Origin of the sequence: uncultured Tissierella sp. (assembly GCF_902479755.1) — a bacterium.
GTDB classification, from domain to species: Bacteria; Bacillota; Clostridia; order Tissierellales; family Tissierellaceae; genus Tissierella; species Tissierella carlieri.
The window spans coordinates 1-18,896 of the sequence record NZ_CABSQO010000030.1 but is presented as its reverse complement, the minus strand read 5'-3'; the positions used below and the strand labels follow the sequence as shown (position 1 = coordinate 18,896).

Sequence of the window (18,896 nt, the reverse complement as noted above, 5' to 3'; positions counted from 1 at the left end):
TGAGCAAGAAGTATGCCTTTATTTTCACAAGTGATAACCGACTTTTGCCGGGGGATATTTTTGAACGGAGATGTCCTCAACTCTGATATTGACATATGAATATATTATACGAATCGGAAGGTGTTGAATTTAGTAATATTGACAAATTATTTATATAACACATTTATATATAGAAATTTATCGTTAGGATAAAATAATTTGTGTAATGGAAAACGAGCTTAAAATTTATCAATTAGGAGGTATACTATGTTGAAAAAATCGATATACTTAATCACTGGCGTTATGGCATCTGGAAAATCAACAGTTGCGGAACTACTTGCCTCGAGGATGGAAAAGGGAGTGCATCTGCGGGGTGATGTATTTCGAACAATGATTGTATCAGGACGTGCTGAGATGTCAGAACAGCCGTCTGATGAGGCAATACGACAGTTGCATCTACGTTATCGTTTAGCCGCAGATGCTGCAAAAACCTATTATGATAATGGATTTTCCGTTATTTTGCAGGACAACTACTATGGTGAAGAGATTTCTCGGATATTGGATATGTTGAAACATTACCCCGTTCATGTAATAATACTCTGTCCTAATGTAGAGACAGTAAAAAAGCGTGAAAAGATGAGAGGAAAGGTTGGATATACTGGATTTACAGTAGAGGCTCTATATGCAGATTTCATGGAGACGACTCCAAGAATCGGCTTTTGGCTAGATACATCGGAACAGTCTCCAGAACAATCAGTTGAAGATATTTTGTTATACTTTAGGTAGTTATAGAACTCAATAGGTATGCCATTATTTTTCCCTAACTCGCGTGAAATGCTATGTACTATTGTATCGAGAAAATAAATAAAAATATTTTATTAATAGCTTATATTAAGTGATTTTCATTAAGTATATTATAAATTTATTGCTGGATATATTGATACCAGTTTAATTCTAAATTTTTGAAAAATAGAAACATAAATGTTGACTTTTTGAGTATAATAAAATATCATAATATAAACGAACACGAACAAAATGGCGTTGATGAGGAGGAGTACATACTCACCTGAAGCAGAGCGAGAAGATGGTTGGTGAAAATCTTCGTGAAGGAAGTATGGAAGTAGCCTTTGAGCTGTGAACTGAAAAGATATAGTCTTAGTAGGCTTCAACGGAAATTTCCACCGTTAAAAGGAAAGCAGTATCGGATTATGTATTCCCGTACTGTCAGAGTGCAGATAGTTTTATCTGAATTTAGGTGGTACCACGGACGCATACGATTCGCCCTAAGCAAATGTAAAAAAGCTTAAGGCGGATTTTTTGTTTTGTGTTCGTAAAAATTAAGGAGGTATTACCATGAAGAAAAACTATGAATTTAAGCAAGTAGAAAAGGAAATGCAAAACTTTTGGAGAGAAAACACTATCTACAATTTTAACCAAGAAAGTCAAAATGAAATCTATTCTATTGATACTCCACCGCCAACTGTTAGTGGTAGTTTACACATTGGACATATATTCTCCTATACACAGGCAGAAATGATAGCCCGTTTTAAACGCATGCAAGGCTATAATGTTTTTTATCCTTTTGGTTTTGATGACAACGGTCTGCCAACGGAAAGGCTTGTTGAAAAAGAGGAAAGTATTATTGCAAAAAACCTTCCAAGAAGCGAATTTATTAAAAGGTGTGCTACAGTCTCTGAAAAATACGAAAAAGAATTTAAAGATTTATGGCAATCTTTGGGGTTCTCAGTTGACTGGTCGCTTCAATACGAAACCATTAATCCTATGGTTCAGCGAATATCGCAAAAATCCTTTATCAAACTTTTAAAATATGGAAAGGCGTATATGAAAGAGTCGCCAGTTTTATGGTGTACTGAATGTCAGACTTCAATAGCCCAAGCAGAGTTAGAGACTATCGAAAAAGATACTACCTTTAATTACCTCAAATTTAAGGTAGGTGAAGAAAGTTTATTAGTAGCTACAACCAGACCTGAATTACTATATGGATGCGTTTGTCTATTTGTAAATCCAGAAGATGATAAGTATAAAAAATATATTGGCAAAAATGCCACTGTCCCTTTATATGATTATAAAATCCCTATATTAACAGATAACAAAGTTGATATGGATAAGGGAACAGGTGTAGTTATGTGTGCGACCTTTGGTGATAGTACTGATGTAGAGTGGTATGAAACTTATAAACTGCCTTACCGAAAGGTTATTTTATCTGATGGCACAATAGATGAAAGTGTTCCATTAATCGGAGGTTTAAAAGTCTTAATAGCTCGAAAACAGATTGTTGGCTTACTTTTAGAAAATGGATTTATTTTAGAGTCAAAAAATATCACGCATACTGTTGCTGTACACGAACGCTGTGGGAAGGAAGTTGAAATTCTACCGTCAAAACAGTGGTATATTGATATTCTCACTAATAAAGATCAATTTTTAAAGGCTGCCGATGAAATTAATTGGTACCCTGAATATATGAAAAACAGATACGTATTATGGGTTGAAAATCTTAAGTGGGACTGGTGTATATCTCGTCAGCGTTACTTTGGTGTTCCTTTCCCAATATGGTATTGTAAAAATTGTGGTAATGTTATAATTGCAGATGAGGAGATGCTACCTATAAATCCTCTTGAAACGAACCCAGATAAGTCCTGCTCTTGTGGTGCTAATGAATTTATACCTGAGAGTTCTGTATTTGATACATGGGCTACTTCATCAGTTACTCCGCAGATAAATGCAAAATGGGGTGAGGAGAATGATATTTCAAATAGAATTTTACCAATGAGTTTAAGAACACAGGCTCATGAAATTATACGTACATGGGCATTTTATACTATAGTTAAAAGTCTTTATCATACGAACCAAATTCCTTGGAAGGATATAATGGTTTCTGGTTTTGTTCTTGCAAAAAAAGGTGAGAAAATAAGTAAATCAAAGGGGAATTCTCAGTTAGAACCAAAATTGCTTATTGAAAACCATTCTGCTGATGTTATAAGATATTGGGCTGCCAATTCTAAACTTGGAACAGACACATTTTTTTCAATTGATGAATTAAGTATAGCTAAAAGGTTTATCACAAAGTTATGGAATGCATCTAAGTTTTCAATATCTCATTTACAGGACATTAATCTCAATGCTGATGTAGATTTAAAGCCTGTAGATAGATGGATAATTGAGACATGTAAACAAACTACTGTTAATGCAAGAAAGCTTCTTGACCAGTATGAAATAGGACCAGCTCGCCATGAAATTGATGATTTTTTCTGGAAGGATTTATGTGATTATTATCTTGAAATTGTTAAAGAACGCTTATATCAACCCGAAATACATGGACATAAAGAGCGTCAATCGGCACAATATGCCCTATATTATTGCATGCTAAATATATTGAAGTTATACGCTATTTACGTTCCACATATCACCGAATATATTTATCAAGAATTTTTTAGACAGAAAGAGAATAGTATTTCTTTACACAAATTGTATTGGGAAACTGAAGAATTTATTGATGATGAGATTATTCTTTTCGGAGAGAAATTAAAGGAAATTATTGCTGAAACAAGAAAGTATAAGTCTGAAAATGCTCTATCAATGAAAACAGAAATAGAAGAGGTTATAATTGCTACAGATGATAAATTTATGGAATTATTTAAACAAACTATAGGTGATATAAAAGCTTGTTGCCGAGCAAAAAAAATAAAAATAATCCAAGATATTTAATTAAACTATAAAAAAGACTGCCATAAGATTTTAGATTATTTTATTTATTATTTACAACCTCAAGTAAATGTGATATTATGGAGGAGCTTATATGTAGTAAATTTGGGGGTCATTATGGTGAATCGTATTATTATAGATAAAATGACAAGAGAAATCTGCTCTGTACAATTGAATTCGATGAAGCATTGTACCGAGCTTAAACTGAAAGCATAAAGCTTTCCATTCATCGGTAAATAGGTTGTTTTAAGCGTATTTTGTTACGCTTTATTTTCGTACCTATTTTCCGAGTAATTATGATTGGTTTATTAGGCCGTGGACAATGTTTTGTCTGCGGCCTTTTGTGTGAGCTCAAACTAAATTTTGAGCGGTAGTGTACGTTAATAATACGGTACTATTAGGAAGCAGAAGGTTGTGTGTTTATGCACAAGACCTTCTGCTTTTTTTATTAGAAAGGAGTTTTAGACATGAGCTTATTAAAAATTAAAAATTTGTCTCATATTTATGGAGACAAGATCTTATACAAAGATGAATCACTTGTATTGTTCAAGGGAGAACACATGGGCATTGTAGGGTGTAATGGTACAGGAAAAAGCACCTTAATTGGAATGTTATCAGGAGAAATTATCCCCGATAGAGGGCGTATTGTTTGGCAACCAAATATAAAACTTGGGCATCTTGACCAACATGCAGTTGTTCTGGGAGAATATACAGTTGCAGAGTACTTGAAAACAGCATTTCAAAATTTATATATTTTGGAAGAAAGAATGAACAAGCTGTACGAAAAATATGCTTCTACTAGTAATGAAAAAGATTTATTACAAGCAGCAGAGTGTCAAACTATTTTGGAAACTCGAGAATTCTATCTTATAGAGTCACGAATAGAAAAGGTAATGAATGGACTTGGGTTATCTGCCATTGGTGGGGATAGACTGCTTTCAAAGTTAAGTGGGGGTCAACGAGCAAAAGTAATTCTTGCGAAGTTACTGCTGGAAGAACCAGATGTTTTATTACTTGATGAACCTACGAATTTTTTGGATAAGGAGCATGTGCTGTGGCTTTCAGAATATCTATCTGTGTTTCCAAATGCCTTTGCCGTAGTTTCACACGACTATGATTTTCTTGAAAAGATTTCGAGTTGTATTTGTGACATTGACGGAGGAATAATCAGAAAATATACGGGAAAGTATTCTGATTTTCTAAAACAAAAAGAACACTTAAGAGAGGAACATATTCGCAGATACCATGCTCAACAGCAGCAGATTAAAAAGACTGAGGAATTTATCCGCAAAAATATCGCAGGTGTAAACAGTAAAAACGCTAAGGGAAGACGGAAACAACTTGAACGTATGGAACGAATAGCTCCACCTTCTGTTACAATTTCAAAGCCTGATTTCTGCTTCTTAGAAAGTCCTAGTTCAGCCCATGAAGTTCTAAAAGTAAAAAATCTTGAGGTGGGTTATTACTATTCTCTTCTTCCACCTCTAAGTTTTATTATAAATGGTGGTCAAAAAATCGTGATTACAGGTTTTAATGGAATCGGAAAATCTACCTTGCTTAAAACTTTAACTGGATGTATTGAAAAAATATCAGGTGAGTTTATGTTTGACAGTTCTGTGAGACTTGGGTATTATGAGCAGGATATTATATGGGAAAATCCTTCACTTACACCCATTGAGATAATTACTAAATATTACCCGTCTTTAAACATCAAAGAAGTACGCCGCCAGCTTTCACGATGCGGCATAAGCAATGATCATGCAATACAGGCAGTATCAACATTAAGTGGGGGTGAACAGGCAAAAGTGAAGTTATGTAAGCTAATACTATCTCCTTGCAACTTTTTAGTTCTTGATGAACCGATAAATCATCTGGACTTTGTTGCTAAAGAGGCGCTTCAAAATAGTTTAAAGGATTTTGGCGGCACTGTATTAATAGTGTGTCATGAAGAAACATTTTACCGTTCATGGGCAGATAGGGTAATAAATATAGAAATAACATAGGGGTGTTACGATGAAAAACAATAATCAAAATCAATGGAAAAATAAAATAATACGTTTTTTAACCGCTCAGACAGTTTCTCTTTTGGGTTCTTCTCTGGTTCAGTATGCGATTGTTTGGTATATTACTTTATCAACCTCTTCAGGTGTAATGCTTACAATATCTACTATCTGTGGATTTGCTCCTCAAATTATTATTTCTTTTTTTGCAGGAGTATGGATAGATAGATATAGCCGTAAAAAATTGATAATGCTATCAGACGGTATTATAGCTGTTGCTACTTTAATTTTGGCAATACTATTTTTAACTGGATATAAAAATATTTGGGTTTTGTTTGCTGTTCTTCTAGTACGCTCTACGGGTACTGGAATACAAACACCTGCTGTAAATGCATTGATTCCACAAATTGTTCCAAAAGAGCATTTAATGAAAATTAATGGGATTAATAGTACTATTATGTCACTGATAATGTTTTTGTCACCAGCACTTAGTGGGGCTGTTTTATCTGTATACTCGCTGGAAACTATTTTGTTTATTGACGTAATAACAGCAATTATCGGTATTAGTATCACCTCTAATATTGTAGTGCCAACTTATAACAGAGATAATATAGGTAAGTCAAGCTTGTACGAAATCAAGATGGGCTTTGTCTACTTAAGAGAAAATCCATTTGTGAAGCGATTGCTGCTTTTTCAAATTATGGTACTATTCTTAATAAGTCCATCTGCTTTTTTAACCCCCCTTATGGTAAGCAGGACATTTGGAACAGAAGTATGGCGTTTAACACTTGGTGAAATGACATATAGTGCTGGTATGACTCTTGGCGGAATCATAATTGCAGCGTGGGGTGGATTTAAAAACAGGATGGATACCACTATTTTAGCAGGTGCAGCTTATGGGTTGCTTATGGTTGCAATGGGATTAGCTACAATATTTCCGCTTTATCTTGTATTTAATTTGCTAATAGGAGTGACTGCACCTTGTTATAATTCGCCTATTATAGTTATGATACAGGAAAAAGTAGAATCATCCATGCATGGTAGGGTGTTCAGCTTTATGCAAATTGCAACCTCATGTGCATTACCGATTGGTATGGTATTATTTGGACCTATTGCTGATAAGGTAAGGATACAAAGTTTGTTAATAGTAGCAGGCAGCCTTGTAGTGGTTTGTGCTATTTCTGTGCTGTTCTTTAATAGAAGGACAGCAAAGGATTTTTAGAAGATGTAGTGTTAATAATATTTATAAACTTAACCAATATTAAATTATTTTAGGAGGAACAATGAACAATACAATTAATTTGATAAAAGAACAATATGGAATTGAATGTGTAACAATTACACAGCAGATTGGTGGATGGTCTGCATTAGCATATAAATTAAGTGATGGTTTCAAAAATTATTTTCTTAAAGTATATGAAAAAAATAGAGCTTCTACGCCAAAACTTACAGCTCTCATTGGCACATATATCCCAATAACCCTGTGGTTAAATAAAAATACTGAACTTAGGGGAAAACTTCCTGTACCAATATTGACAAAAGATGGAGAAGCAAAATGTGAAGATAAATATGGAATATATTTACTTTATGAATATATAGACGGTGAAACCATTGGCAGTAAAGGGTTAACAATTGAACAGACAGTTCAACTCGCAGATATAGTAGCAACGCTTCATTCGTACGGTAAAGAAGTACCTGTTTCAACAAATGCAATTCGAGAGGAGTATTATTTAACATTCCTATGTCAAATGCAGAAAATATTTAGCGAATCACATTTCTATATTCCATATGATGTAAAAGCTTTGATAGGAAAATATAAGCAATCAGTATTGAAAATGATAGAAAAAGTTCGAAGTTTATCTAAAGTCTTACAGTTCAGTAAACCTAATATGGTATTATGTCATACGGATATTCATCCATGGAATCTCATACAAACCAGCCAGGGATTGATCCTCATAGATTGGGAGGGACTAAAGTTGGCCCCTCCTGAAGCAGATCTAGCACTTTTATCAGAGGAACCTTATTATGAGGAATTTATTAGAAGTTATAGAAAAAATATCGATATTGTAATTCATACAGATATAATGCAATTTTATAAGATGAGACGCAACCTAGAGGATATCTGGGAGTTCATTGAGCAACTTTTATACGATAAGCAGGAAAATGAAGAAAGGATAAAAACCTTAAAATACCTTGAAGGAGAATTATTCAGTATAGATAAAAATTTGTTATGAGAGAGAAACTAAATATATAGGAGATAATAATGTATAAATATTAATAGAGAAATACGGTGGAATAATTACTTTAGAAGGGATAAGTAATGAACTTAACAGACTAATGATTCTTATTATACCATCTAAGAAAAAAGAGTTTATATCATGAGGCTTGTATTGATTGTATACAAGCCTCATGATATTACTTTTGTTTATGGTATTGTGTTAATAAAAAAAGAATAGGTTAAAATAGTAGGATGAGGTAGAAGGAGAAATAAGATACAAGAATAAGTATATAGATGAAAATATTATATATAAAGCATTTATTAGTGGCTATAATGTTTTGGTAGGAGTATATTGAAGTATTAGAAAAAGGAGAGGGAGTATGAAAAGAAGAATAGGAATTGTTGTAATGTCAATGATTTCTCTTTGTATTGCAGGAGTATTTATTTTTCAGCAGATAAATAAAGGTACTCGCCCCAACATCAATGTTTCTAAGCGTGAAATTTGGAAATCTGAAGTTTATGACTATATAATAGAAACTGATCGTGAGCATGTTATTATTTATAACCATACTAAGGATAGTTTGTTGCCTTTTGCATACGGACGAATGGAAAAGGATGGCACAATTTATGCTGATAAACTTCATGGAAATCCATTGCTTAACATTATACTATGGAAGAGCATGCCTTTTGGCAAATTTCAGAATGGCGCTCTAAAAGACGATATGGGGTATGTAAAACATTTTTCAAAAATAGAAGAACTACCGAGAGTTAAGAATAATTCTTTTACAAAGAATCCAGTTCAAAATTTTGAAGTATTCTGGCAGATTTTTGACGAGAATTATAGTCTGTTTGGATTGATGAATTTTGATTGGAAACAGATATATGACGAATATAAGTCTAAAGTAACACAAAATACTTCCCAAGACGAATTGTGGCAAATATTTAAAGAAATGATCCTGAAGCTAGATGATAGACACATTCAGGTTATTACTGGTATTAGTAGTATAAGCTCAAAAGTGGAGGATAACCAACGGCAAAAACTATATTTAGATAATCATGAGGAAATGCAGAAAAACATACGCGGATATATTATAGGAGGACTAAAAAGTAAACTAAATGGTCGGATTCAATATGGGAAGATGGAAAAAGGTTTTGGTTATATTTTGCTGAATTCTTTTGATTTGTTTGACAAGAAGGAAATTGACAGGGCTCTTGATGAAGTAGTGGAAGAGTTTGAGGGAAATAGTGGGATGATTATTGATTTACGTTTTAATAGGAAAGGATCAGATGCGTTCGCTTTAGCTACTGCCAGTCGATTTACCAACGAGAAAAAATTAGTATTTTCGAAGCGTGTAAGAAGCGGAAGTTATTATGAATTTTTTGAGGCGCCTCCTATCTATATTGAACCTGATGTAAGTCGAATTAGAACAAATAAAATTGTAGTTATGACAAGTCAGGTAACTGCAGGTGCTGGAGAAATTGCTAGAATGGCATTTGGTGAGATAGAACATGTTACAGTGATAGGTGAAAGAACTAATGGAACTCATTCAGATATGTTGATAAATATTTTACCAAATGAATGGATTGTTACCCTTAGTGCCGAACAATATATTGCAGCAGATGGTAACATGTACGAAAAAATCGGCTTTAAACCAGATGAAGAAGTGCTTATTAGCGAAGAGGATATTAAAGAGGGCAAAGATACCGTATTAGAGGAGGCAATAGAAATATTGAAACAAAGATGAGATATCTAAAATAGTAGATTAAGGAATCAAGGGTATTATTAACAAAAAAATATACCTCATTATACAAATATGAACTAAAAAGGAAAGAGCAAATATAAATTGAAAAATAATAAAAAATTGTTATATATGATGTAATATTTAATTATAACGATTCTCTATTGTCATCCCACTTGTTTATGTTATATTATAATAATAGCCAGTGATGTTAAGGTACACAATTTATTGAAAATATTGAGGTGTTATGATGAAAGATAATATTTTAGTTTTAGAAGCTAAAGAATCAAATTATGAAGAATTACGAGAGATATTCTTTACTGTTCGTCGAAATACTTTTCATTGGATAGAACCAGAAACATTAAAATTATCTGATTTTGATGAAAGTACAAAGGATGAATTAATATTAGTTGCATCAATAGGAAATAAAATTGCTGGATTTATATCAATTTGGGTACCAGATAAATTTATTCATAATCTATTTATATTAGAAGACTTTCAAGGTAAAGGTATTGGGACAGTTCTTGTTAATGAGGCCATAAAAATGGTAGGATTACCATTAACCTTAAAATGCGTAAAATCAAATATTAATGCTTTAAATTATTATAAATCCCACAATTGGAAAATTGAGAGGGAAGAAATGGGGAGTGAAGGATTATATTATTTAATGAAATATAGTAATCAATCATAAAGGAATATATTATATAGTTGAAGGGGAGAAAAAGATGAGCACAAGTTTATTTCATTCATTGGAAGGTAGAAATGTCTGCTTCAAGTCATTAAGTATAAATGATGTTAAAGAGATACATAGTTATGCGTCAGATGAGGAGGTTTCACGCTTTATCGGCTGGAACTTAATGAATACTTTGGATGAAACTCATGAACATATTGAAATAATGTTAAAACGTGAGTCAGCAGGTACTCATCTATATGCTTCCATTGTTCTAAAATCAACTCAGGAAATTATAGGAACTGCCATGATTTTCAATTTTGATCAAAACGCAAATCATGCTGAAATTGGTTATGTCTTTCATAAAGAATACTGGGGTAAAGGTTATGGCACAGAGAGCGTTGCTTTAATAAGTGATTTCGCATTTGAAGCACTTAATCTTCATAAGATTCATGCAAGTGTAGTGGATGTAAATATTGGCTCTGCTCGCATACTTGAAAAGAATGGATATGAATTAGAAGGACGATTAAAAGACCATTATTTTATAGAAGATAAATATTATGATGCATTGCTTTTCGGCAAAATTGAAACTAAACAAAATTGATTTTCAAAAGACCTATGATTTTTTAAAAACTCTGCCAGAGCTGTAAAACAGATTTAAAATACAGAAGGGTTTAAGGCGAGGGATAATAAATTTATATCCAGACTATGATAATAGAAGGGATATTTGTTATGTTCAAATGAAAATACGATTATATCAATTGGAATTGGGTATTTATAGTGATAAAATGCCACGAAATCAAATGCAAAAATGGAATGATTTATTGATAAAGTCTTTTTCACGTGACATTTCAAAATCAAGTTGAATGGTGTGAGTAATAAATGAATCTAAATATTGACATAGAAACCATTATAATAGTCCTTATTTTAGGTCATCTTTTTTCTGGAATATTAGGTATTGCTTATATGATACAACGCAAAAAAGATATAACTACATATACATTTCTATTTTCTCGGCTATTTGAAACAGTTGCATGGATTCTGATTGGTCTAAGAAATATAATAAATAACTTTATTTCTATATCAATAGGTAATTCATTTCTAATTATTGGGACAACTTTACAAATAATCGCTTTTCTAATTATTAAAAATTGTTACACTAGTATAGTAAAAAAATTCTATGGGATTTCTACTATAGTTTCTATTTGTATCTTTAATCTTGTAGCTCTATTTTATAATATTGAGAGTGCAAGAGTTTCTGCCATATCTATAATCGTATCTATATTATGGTTCTTTCCAATATATGTATTATTAACAGATAAAAACTCTTCAGTATTACAGCGAGTTATTGCTGTTATTTATGCTGTAGAAATAGTTTTGCTTATTTTTAGAGCTTATATAGGAATAAAATTAGGTGAATTGATGAATTTGATGTCTCATAACTTATACAATGTCTTGTTTTTTATTTGTTTATATCTAATAATGCTAATGGGGAATGTTGGCTTTATTCTTCTCGCAAAAGAAAAATCTGATTTTGATTTAATAAAGGCAGCTACTTATGATGAACTTACAAATATCTTTAATCGTGGAACATTTCTATTACATGCAAAAGAGAGCATTTCACTATTTTCAAGAAGAAAGGAGCCTGTATCATTTCTTCTTATTGATTTGGATAATTTTAAAAGGATTAATGATGTTCATGGTCATTTTGCAGGAGACATGGTACTTAAAGATTTTGCAGCTATTATAGAAGGGCAATTACGAAATTATGACTTGTTCGGAAGATTTGGCGGTGAAGAGTTTACTATATTGCTTCCAGGAACTAATGAAAAAGAAGCTTTGGAGGCTGCAGAAAGATTGAGAAAGAGTACGGAAGATACTTCTGTTAATATCAGCGTAAACAGTATCATAAAATACACTATAAGTATAGGGATAGTAACAACCATCCCAGATGAAAACACTTCTATAGAGACACTATATAAATTAAGTGATGATGCTTTGTATATGGCGAAGAAGAATGGCAGAAATCGGATAGAAATTATTAAAGCATAAAAATAAAGATAACAAATACTAATTCAAATATTGTCACCTGATTTAGCATCAGGTGTTTTTTTACTCCAAGAACATTAATATCATATTAATCTTATTAGTATTGCAAGTCATATCAAGTTTTTATTAGTAATGGATGATATAATAATACTATGAGGGAAGGAGGGATAATAATTGTCTTTAAAAACGATAGAAATTATGGTTGATTGGATTGAAGATAATATAACAGAAAATCCAACTCTGGTTGAAATGTCCAATTATGTTGGGTACTCCCCATTTTATTGTTCAGCAAAATTTCATGAAAATGTTGGAATTACATTTAAGCAATATGTATCTAAACGAAAATTGAGTCTTGCTGCAATAGAAATCAGAGATACGGAGTCTAGGTTTTTAGACATAGCATTAAAATATGGTTTTTCTTCTCAAGAAGCCTTTACAAGAGCTTTTGTTGACGCTTTTGGATGTACTCCTTCTCGATATAGGAAGCGATTAACTGCTATTCAAATATATATGAAGCCGAATGTATTTCTGATGCCAGAAGAAGAATTTCTTGGTACTTTAAAAGATTGAATTAGTAGATAGAAGGAGGATAAAATGTTTAAAAAAATAGGAAGAAATGATTTATGTTGGTGTGGGAGTCATAAAAAATATAAGAATTGTCATGGTGAATTTGATAATAAGATTGAATTGTATAAGCTGCAAGGTCATTTAGTACCTTCAAGAGAAATGATTAAGACACAGGATCAAATTTCAGGAATACGTGAAAGTGGTAAAATCAATATAGCAGTTTTAGATACCATAGAAAAATATATTAAAGAAGGTATAACCACTGATGATATCGATAAACTCGTCTATCAAAAAACCAAAGAACTAGGAGGAATCCCTGCGCAACTTGGATATCAGGGATTTACAAAAAGCGTATGTACTTCTATTAATGAACAAGTTTGTCATGGAATACCATCAAAAAATGTAGTATTGTGTGATGGGGATATTATCAATGTAGATGTTTCAACGATTTATAAAGGATACTTTTCGGATTCATCAAGGATGTTCTGTATTAGTAATGTGGATGAAAAAAAGAAAAAACTGGTTCATGTAGCACGGGAATGCATAGATTTAGGATTAAAGCAAGTAAGACCTTGGGGGTTTCTTGGGGATATGGGTCAAGTAGTTCATGAACACGCTATTAAAAATGGATACTCTGTTGTGAAAGACTTTGGGGGACATGGGATCGGTATAGGTTTTCATGAAGATCCTTGGATAAGTTATGTTTCAAAGAAAAATACTGAAATGTTAATGGTACCGGGCATGATATTTACAATAGAGCCTATGATCAATATGGGTACAGACGAAATATTTTTGGATAGGGAGAATGGCTGGACTGCTTATACAGTAGATGGCAAGCCATCGGCACAATGGGAAGTGATGGTACTAGTGACAGATGATGGCTATGAGGTATTGGCATATTAAATTAGCTGTAGAAATAAGAATTTATTAATTAAATTACATTGATAAAGCAATGAGCCTAGGTAGGTTATTACTTACCTAGGTTTTTTATGTATAAATATATAGTGTTAAGAAAGTCTATATTTTACTAATGAAGAATGCAATGTTTGGGATACTCTCAAAGAATAATATATATCCAGATGGGGCGAGAAGTATATTATTCTATGGTGAAGATGTCTTTAAAAAGATTAAGAATTTATCACTTTCATATTCTTACAAAATTGTTAGGAGATTGTAAGGTAAATGTATGGCAAATCTATGGTTGATATACTATAATTAATTGATAGAATGCGAAAGGAGCAAATAAAAATGAAAAAGAAGATAATTACTTTCATTACATGTATTTTTCTTATTGGTATTTTTGTACTAGGTATATTTACAGCTCCGACTATTATTACTGGATATAAAATGTATCAATCTGTTATAAATGATATAAGTCTTGAAAATGCAATTAATCAAGTTAGGGATGATGAAAATTATATAAAACTTGATAAAATCTCAGATGAGTATTTACAGCTTGTTTTAAAGTCGGAGGATAAGCGATTTTATCGTCACTTCGGTATTGATTTTCTCGCAATAGGGAGAGCTATGTATAATAATATAAAGGCTCACTCCTTAGTGCAAGGAGGAAGCACAATAACTCAACAACTTGCGAAAAATTTATATTTTTCTTTTGAAAAAAAATACGAACGCAAGATTGCAGAGACTTTTGTAGCAATTGACCTTGAAAAGATGTTAACAAAAGATGAGATACTGGAATTATACTGTAATATTGTCTATTTTGGTGAGGGATGCTATGGGATTAAAGAAGCAGCTAATTATTATTACGGAGTAGAGCCTAGTGACCTATCAACTGAGCAGGCATATGCTTTGGTATATACATTAAAAAGTCCAAATAATTATAATCCAAATGTCTATAAACCAATAGCTGTTTATAAATTTTTATCTTATCAAAATGCTATCTAGAACAATGATATTAATAATAGAATTTAGTGTAAGTTGGAAAAGTATATCCATATAACTTAATCTATTGGTTAATATTGATGCAAATTATATTTGAAGTTGATTAAAAGTTATTCAAGAATAAATTAATATGAAGGTTACAGTTTAACACCAGACTTATTTCTGGTGTTATTCTTTTTATATACTAAGAAAAAGGAGGTTTATAAATATGGAAACAATTAGAATCGATGCTTTGTGCAAATCATACGGAAATACACAGGCTGTAAATAACCTTAGCATATCAGTTGAGCGGGGAGAAGTATTTGGATTGCTTGGTGCAAATGGAGCTGGGAAAAGTACTACAATTGAATGTGTTTTAGGGACAAAAAAGTTTAGCAATGGGTCGATCTCAATTTTAGGAATGAATCCGCAAACAGAGAGAAAGGAATTATTTGAACGAGTTGGAGTCCAATTTCAAGAATCAAATTATCAAGACAAAATAACGGTAGCAGAACTTTGTGAGGTTACACAAGCTCTTTATAAGCATCCATCAGATTATGTAGCATTGCTAAAACAATTTGGACTTTCTGATAAGTTCAAAAGCCAAGTAAATGAGCTTTCAGGAGGACAAAAACAACGCTTATTTATTATACTTGCTTTAATTCCTAATCCGGACGTTGTTTTCCTAGATGAATTAACAACAGGATTAGATGCCAGAGCAAGAAGGGAGGTATGGAAATGCCTTTCAGATTTGAAAAAGAGAGGGCTTACTATCTTTTTAACCTCCCATTTTATGGATGAGATAGAAGTATTGTGTGATAAAATTTGTATTCTTAAAAAAGGAACCAGCATTTTTTATGGAACTGTACAAGAAGCGATTTCAAAGAGTCCATTTGAAAAATTTGAAGAAGTTTATCTATGGTATACAGATGAGGAGGAATGTAATAATGAAAATATTTAAAACAATGTTAAAAACTGAGTTGAAATTATCCCTACGAGGAATGGATATGTTTATTTTTGCAATTTGTATGCCTATAGTGGTAACAATTATTTTAGGTATTATATACGGAAATAAGCCGGCTTTTGATGGTGCAGGATACACATTTTTAGAACAATCTTTTGGAGCTGTTGCTACGATTGCAATATGTGCAGGAGGTGTGATGGGTTTACCCTTAGTTGTGTCTGACTATCGCCATAAGAAGATTTTAAAGAGATTTAAGGTAACGCCTATAAATCCCGCTATGATTTTAGCAGTACAAGTGGTAATTTATGTACTTTACTCTATTGCTTCACTTATACTTGTTTATGTTGCAGCAGCAATTTTCTTTGGTTTTCGATTTAATGGTTCATGGTCTCAGTTTATAGGTTCTTACTTTTTGGTAATGATATCCATGTTTAGTATAGGTATGATGGTAGGTGGTATTGCTCCAAATATAAAGATAGCAAGCATTATTGCAAGTGTATTATATTTTCCTATGTTAATTTTTTCAGGAGCAACTTTGCCTTATGAAGTTATGCCAATGGCACTTCAAAAAATTGCAGATATTTTACCTCTAACGCAAGGAATAAAACTTATAAAAGCGGTTTCACTTGGTTTGACGATAGAAAGCGTAACAATGCCTATTATTGTCATGATTGCTCTTTCAATAATATGTACTGGTGTGGCTCTTCGATTCTTCAAATGGGAATAATAGAAGGAGCTTTATGATGCGTGATATTACTATTATAAGAGAAGTAAAAGGAAATAATTTAAAAAGTATTTCAGTTAAAATTCCAAAGAATAAAGTTATTAGCAAAAAGTGAAAGTTAAAAACATAGATTGGTTTACATAATATGGAAAAAAGGTCATTTCTCTAGAGAAAATGACCTTTTTTCTTTCTTCATTATATTATAGCCTACAAACACCAAAGATGCAAGAAATAATTTGAAATATTACGAATTATAGAGATTATATGATATAATACTCTTCTCATATAATAGGGCCATGTATTTATTAGTATCATGGACTTTATTTTTTTCTGTATATTATATAGAATTAATGTACTGTCATTTCACCGCTTAAACGTTTTTTTATTTATACTTTTATATTGGAGGTGTAAGTCTTATGCAGGCTCAAAAACATCCAGCATTTAATGCGGAAGATAGATATCTAAAGGATACTTGCAAATGTATAGACAGCGAGATAGATTATCTTGCAGATGAAGTAGAAAAAATGGATGAAGAATTGTTAAAACTTAAGAGAGCTGTAGGTGGTAATTATAGCGATGATGTTATTGTAAAAGCTACAATTCATGAAGCGAATAAGAGAAAGCTTAATCAGCTTAGAAGAGCTGAAGATAAACCGTACTTTGGAAGGATCGACTTCAAAGAACTTGGGAAAAGTGGATACGAAACCTTTTATGTAGGAAAAACAAGTTTAACCAAGAAAGATGATAATAAAATGCTTATTATTGACTGGAGAGCTCCTATGGCAAGTTTATACTATAGTGGTGAAATAGGAGAGGTAATGTATAAAGCACCTGGAGGATTAATAATAGGAGATTTGGAGCTTAAAAGGCAATATGAAATACAGAAAAAGGAACTAATTAATATTTTTGATAAAGGACTTACTCCTATGGATGAGTATCTTCAAACAGCATTATGGGAAAAGAAGGATAATAGACTTAAGGATATTGTCAATACCATACAAAGTGAACAAAATGACATCATAAGGGCAGATAAAGGAAAGGTTCTGATAGTCCAAGGAGTAGCAGGAAGTGGAAAGACTACGATTGTTTTACATAGGATAGCATATCTTATGTATACCTATCAGGAGATATTCGATGCTGAAAAGTTGCTTATTATAGTACCCAACAATCTTTTTCTAAACTATATTTCCGATGTATTACCAGATTTGGGAGTTGAAGAAATAAAGCAATCTACATTTGAAGATATTGTAATGTCTTTATTAGATACAGAGTATAAGTTGGCAGATATTGAAACTAAGTTTTATAAGCTGCTAGATTATCAGAATCTATCAGCAGAATACAGAAAAAATTTACAGTTAAGTTCGTTTTTTAAAGGCTCTATGATATTAAAAAATATAATCGATAAATATGTTATTGATTTATCTTCGAGTTTAGTCCCTAAAATTGACCTTAAAATCAATGACATTATTATATATTCATATGATGAAGTTCTAAAAATGTATGAAGAAGATTATAAATACCTTCCTATTGTACCACGTTCAAAGAGAATACAAAAATATATCGAATCAAATATTTCAGATAGAGTTAAGACTATTCAGGAGAAAGTTACCAGAAAATGTGATAAGAAAATAAAAGAGCTGAAGGATTCTGTAGAAGATATAGAGACTATTAGAGATAAGATTATACGGGTATATGACAAGAGGGATATGATTAATAAAAATCTGGAGGATTCCATGTATAAAGCCATAAAACGATATTTTGATCAATGGGAAGACCTCGATATCCTAACACTATATAAAGGTCTAATATCAGATTGTGAGAAATTGGAGAAATATAGTAATGGAGAGCTCGATAAAGGAAATATTACATTTATAAGTGACTATTCTAAGAAAATATTTGATAATGAAATGCTGGAGAGAGAGGATTTAGCTGCGCTGTTATATCTTCATTTAAAGCTTGAAGGACTATCTTTAAAAGGAAAGTATAATCACATAATAGTGGATGAGGCACAGGACTATAGTGAGCTTCAAATGTATATATTAAGGCAGCTTAGTAGTAATGATTCTTTTACAATAGTGGGTGACATTTCACAAGGAATACATTCATATAAAGGTATAGGAAATTGGAAAGAGTTAATGGATAATGTATTTACAGGTTCTGATAAGGAATTACTAAGCTTAAAAAAGTGTTATCGTTCTACAATGGAGATAATGAACTTTGCTAATCAAGTTATAAAAAAATGGAGAAAAGAAGAAATAACTCTTGCAGAGCCTGTATTAAGATCGGGAGATAAGCCCCTAATTATAAAAAAGAATAATGATAATGAGATCATTAATTTAAATATAGTATAATTAATAGTGAATAGATAGTTTAATATAACTA

The 18,896-nt window shown here is 32.0% G+C and carries 15 protein-coding genes and 1 other annotated feature; all 15 genes read left to right on the top strand.

Annotated features, from left to right (window positions below; all coding sequences use genetic code 11):
- Positions 1 to 246 precede the first annotated feature (246 nt).
- The 15 genes from RDK80_RS14675 (at position 247) to RDK80_RS14605 (ending at position 18,865) form a co-directional block, all read left to right on the top strand.
- The gene (locus tag RDK80_RS14675; RefSeq protein WP_308524697.1) at positions 247 to 765 is read left to right on the top strand and encodes an AAA family ATPase; all 519 of its coding nucleotides are present in this window, start codon (positions 247 to 249) and stop codon (positions 763 to 765) included.
- A gap of 246 nt (positions 766 to 1,011) precedes the next feature.
- Positions 1,012 to 1,268: a binding site (T-box leader), on the top strand.
- A 64-nt stretch (positions 1,269 to 1,332) separates the two neighbouring features.
- Entirely contained in the window at positions 1,333 to 3,705 is a 2,373-nt protein-coding gene (locus tag RDK80_RS14670) for a valine--tRNA ligase (RefSeq protein WP_308524696.1), read from the top strand.
- Between the two features lie 464 nt (positions 3,706 to 4,169).
- On the top strand, positions 4,170 to 5,705 hold the full coding sequence (locus RDK80_RS14665) for an ABC-F family ATP-binding cassette domain-containing protein (protein ID WP_094899968.1): 1,536 nt from the start codon (positions 4,170 to 4,172) through the stop codon (positions 5,703 to 5,705).
- 10 nt (positions 5,706 to 5,715) lie between these two features.
- Positions 5,716 to 6,924, top strand: a complete 1,209-nt coding sequence (locus RDK80_RS14660) for an MFS transporter (protein ID WP_308524695.1) — start codon at positions 5,716 to 5,718, stop codon at positions 6,922 to 6,924.
- A 61-nt stretch (positions 6,925 to 6,985) separates the two neighbouring features.
- Positions 6,986 to 7,936 (top strand): aminoglycoside phosphotransferase family protein, encoded by a 951-nt coding sequence (locus tag RDK80_RS14655; RefSeq protein ID WP_308524694.1) that lies wholly within the window; start codon positions 6,986 to 6,988, stop codon positions 7,934 to 7,936.
- Between the two features lie 364 nt (positions 7,937 to 8,300).
- Entirely contained in the window at positions 8,301 to 9,665 is a 1,365-nt protein-coding gene (locus RDK80_RS14650) for a S41 family peptidase (protein ID WP_308524693.1), read from the top strand.
- A 244-nt stretch (positions 9,666 to 9,909) separates the two neighbouring features.
- The gene (locus tag RDK80_RS14645; protein WP_308524692.1) at positions 9,910 to 10,350 is read left to right on the top strand and encodes a GNAT family N-acetyltransferase; all 441 of its coding nucleotides are present in this window, start codon (positions 9,910 to 9,912) and stop codon (positions 10,348 to 10,350) included.
- 34 nt (positions 10,351 to 10,384) lie between these two features.
- Positions 10,385 to 10,933 carry a GNAT family N-acetyltransferase gene (locus RDK80_RS14640; RefSeq protein ID WP_308524691.1) on the top strand — a complete coding sequence of 183 codons (549 nt, stop codon included), beginning with the start codon at positions 10,385 to 10,387 and terminating at the stop codon, positions 10,931 to 10,933.
- A gap of 278 nt (positions 10,934 to 11,211) precedes the next feature.
- The gene (locus RDK80_RS14635; RefSeq protein ID WP_308524690.1) at positions 11,212 to 12,381 is read left to right on the top strand and encodes a GGDEF domain-containing protein; all 1,170 of its coding nucleotides are present in this window, start codon (positions 11,212 to 11,214) and stop codon (positions 12,379 to 12,381) included.
- Between the two features lie 171 nt (positions 12,382 to 12,552).
- Positions 12,553 to 12,948 (top strand): helix-turn-helix transcriptional regulator, encoded by a 396-nt coding sequence (locus RDK80_RS14630; protein ID WP_094899975.1) that lies wholly within the window; start codon positions 12,553 to 12,555, stop codon positions 12,946 to 12,948.
- Between the two features lie 24 nt (positions 12,949 to 12,972).
- Positions 12,973 to 13,848, top strand: a complete 876-nt coding sequence (locus tag RDK80_RS14625; RefSeq protein ID WP_308524689.1) for a methionyl aminopeptidase — start codon at positions 12,973 to 12,975, stop codon at positions 13,846 to 13,848.
- A 345-nt stretch (positions 13,849 to 14,193) separates the two neighbouring features.
- Complete coding sequence (locus RDK80_RS14620) at positions 14,194 to 14,850, top strand: biosynthetic peptidoglycan transglycosylase (RefSeq protein ID WP_094899977.1); 657 nt, start codon at positions 14,194 to 14,196, stop codon at positions 14,848 to 14,850.
- A gap of 205 nt (positions 14,851 to 15,055) precedes the next feature.
- Positions 15,056 to 15,787 (top strand): ABC transporter ATP-binding protein, encoded by a 732-nt coding sequence (locus RDK80_RS14615; protein WP_308524688.1) that lies wholly within the window; start codon positions 15,056 to 15,058, stop codon positions 15,785 to 15,787.
- Complete coding sequence (locus tag RDK80_RS14610; RefSeq protein ID WP_308524687.1) at positions 15,774 to 16,517, top strand: ABC transporter permease; 744 nt, start codon at positions 15,774 to 15,776, stop codon at positions 16,515 to 16,517. The genes RDK80_RS14615 and RDK80_RS14610 overlap by 14 nt, the downstream gene beginning before the upstream one ends.
- A gap of 413 nt (positions 16,518 to 16,930) precedes the next feature.
- Complete coding sequence (locus tag RDK80_RS14605) at positions 16,931 to 18,865, top strand: UvrD-helicase domain-containing protein (RefSeq protein ID WP_308524686.1); 1,935 nt, start codon at positions 16,931 to 16,933, stop codon at positions 18,863 to 18,865.
- The last annotated feature ends 31 nt before the right edge of the window (positions 18,866 to 18,896 follow it).

Bases quoted from the DNA above. Each gene is read 5' to 3' on its own strand.
- RDK80_RS14675 (WP_308524697.1), top strand. From the start codon at position 247: ATGTTGAAAAAATCGATATACTTAATCACTGGCGTTATGGCATCTGGA.
- RDK80_RS14670 (WP_308524696.1), top strand. From the start codon at position 1,333: ATGAAGAAAAACTATGAATTTAAGCAAGTAGAAAAGGAAATGCAAAAC.
- RDK80_RS14665 (WP_094899968.1), top strand. From the start codon at position 4,170: ATGAGCTTATTAAAAATTAAAAATTTGTCTCATATTTATGGAGACAAG.
- RDK80_RS14660 (WP_308524695.1), top strand. From the start codon at position 5,716: ATGAAAAACAATAATCAAAATCAATGGAAAAATAAAATAATACGTTTT.
- RDK80_RS14655 (WP_308524694.1), top strand. From the start codon at position 6,986: ATGAACAATACAATTAATTTGATAAAAGAACAATATGGAATTGAATGT.
- RDK80_RS14650 (WP_308524693.1), top strand. From the start codon at position 8,301: ATGAAAAGAAGAATAGGAATTGTTGTAATGTCAATGATTTCTCTTTGT.
- RDK80_RS14645 (WP_308524692.1), top strand. From the start codon at position 9,910: ATGAAAGATAATATTTTAGTTTTAGAAGCTAAAGAATCAAATTATGAA.
- RDK80_RS14640 (WP_308524691.1), top strand. From the start codon at position 10,385: ATGAGCACAAGTTTATTTCATTCATTGGAAGGTAGAAATGTCTGCTTC.
- RDK80_RS14635 (WP_308524690.1), top strand. From the start codon at position 11,212: ATGAATCTAAATATTGACATAGAAACCATTATAATAGTCCTTATTTTA.
- RDK80_RS14625 (WP_308524689.1), top strand. From the start codon at position 12,973: ATGTTTAAAAAAATAGGAAGAAATGATTTATGTTGGTGTGGGAGTCAT.
- RDK80_RS14620 (WP_094899977.1), top strand. From the start codon at position 14,194: ATGAAAAAGAAGATAATTACTTTCATTACATGTATTTTTCTTATTGGT.
- RDK80_RS14615 (WP_308524688.1), top strand. From the start codon at position 15,056: ATGGAAACAATTAGAATCGATGCTTTGTGCAAATCATACGGAAATACA.
- RDK80_RS14610 (WP_308524687.1), top strand. From the start codon at position 15,774: ATGAAAATATTTAAAACAATGTTAAAAACTGAGTTGAAATTATCCCTA.
- RDK80_RS14605 (WP_308524686.1), top strand. From the start codon at position 16,931: ATGCAGGCTCAAAAACATCCAGCATTTAATGCGGAAGATAGATATCTA.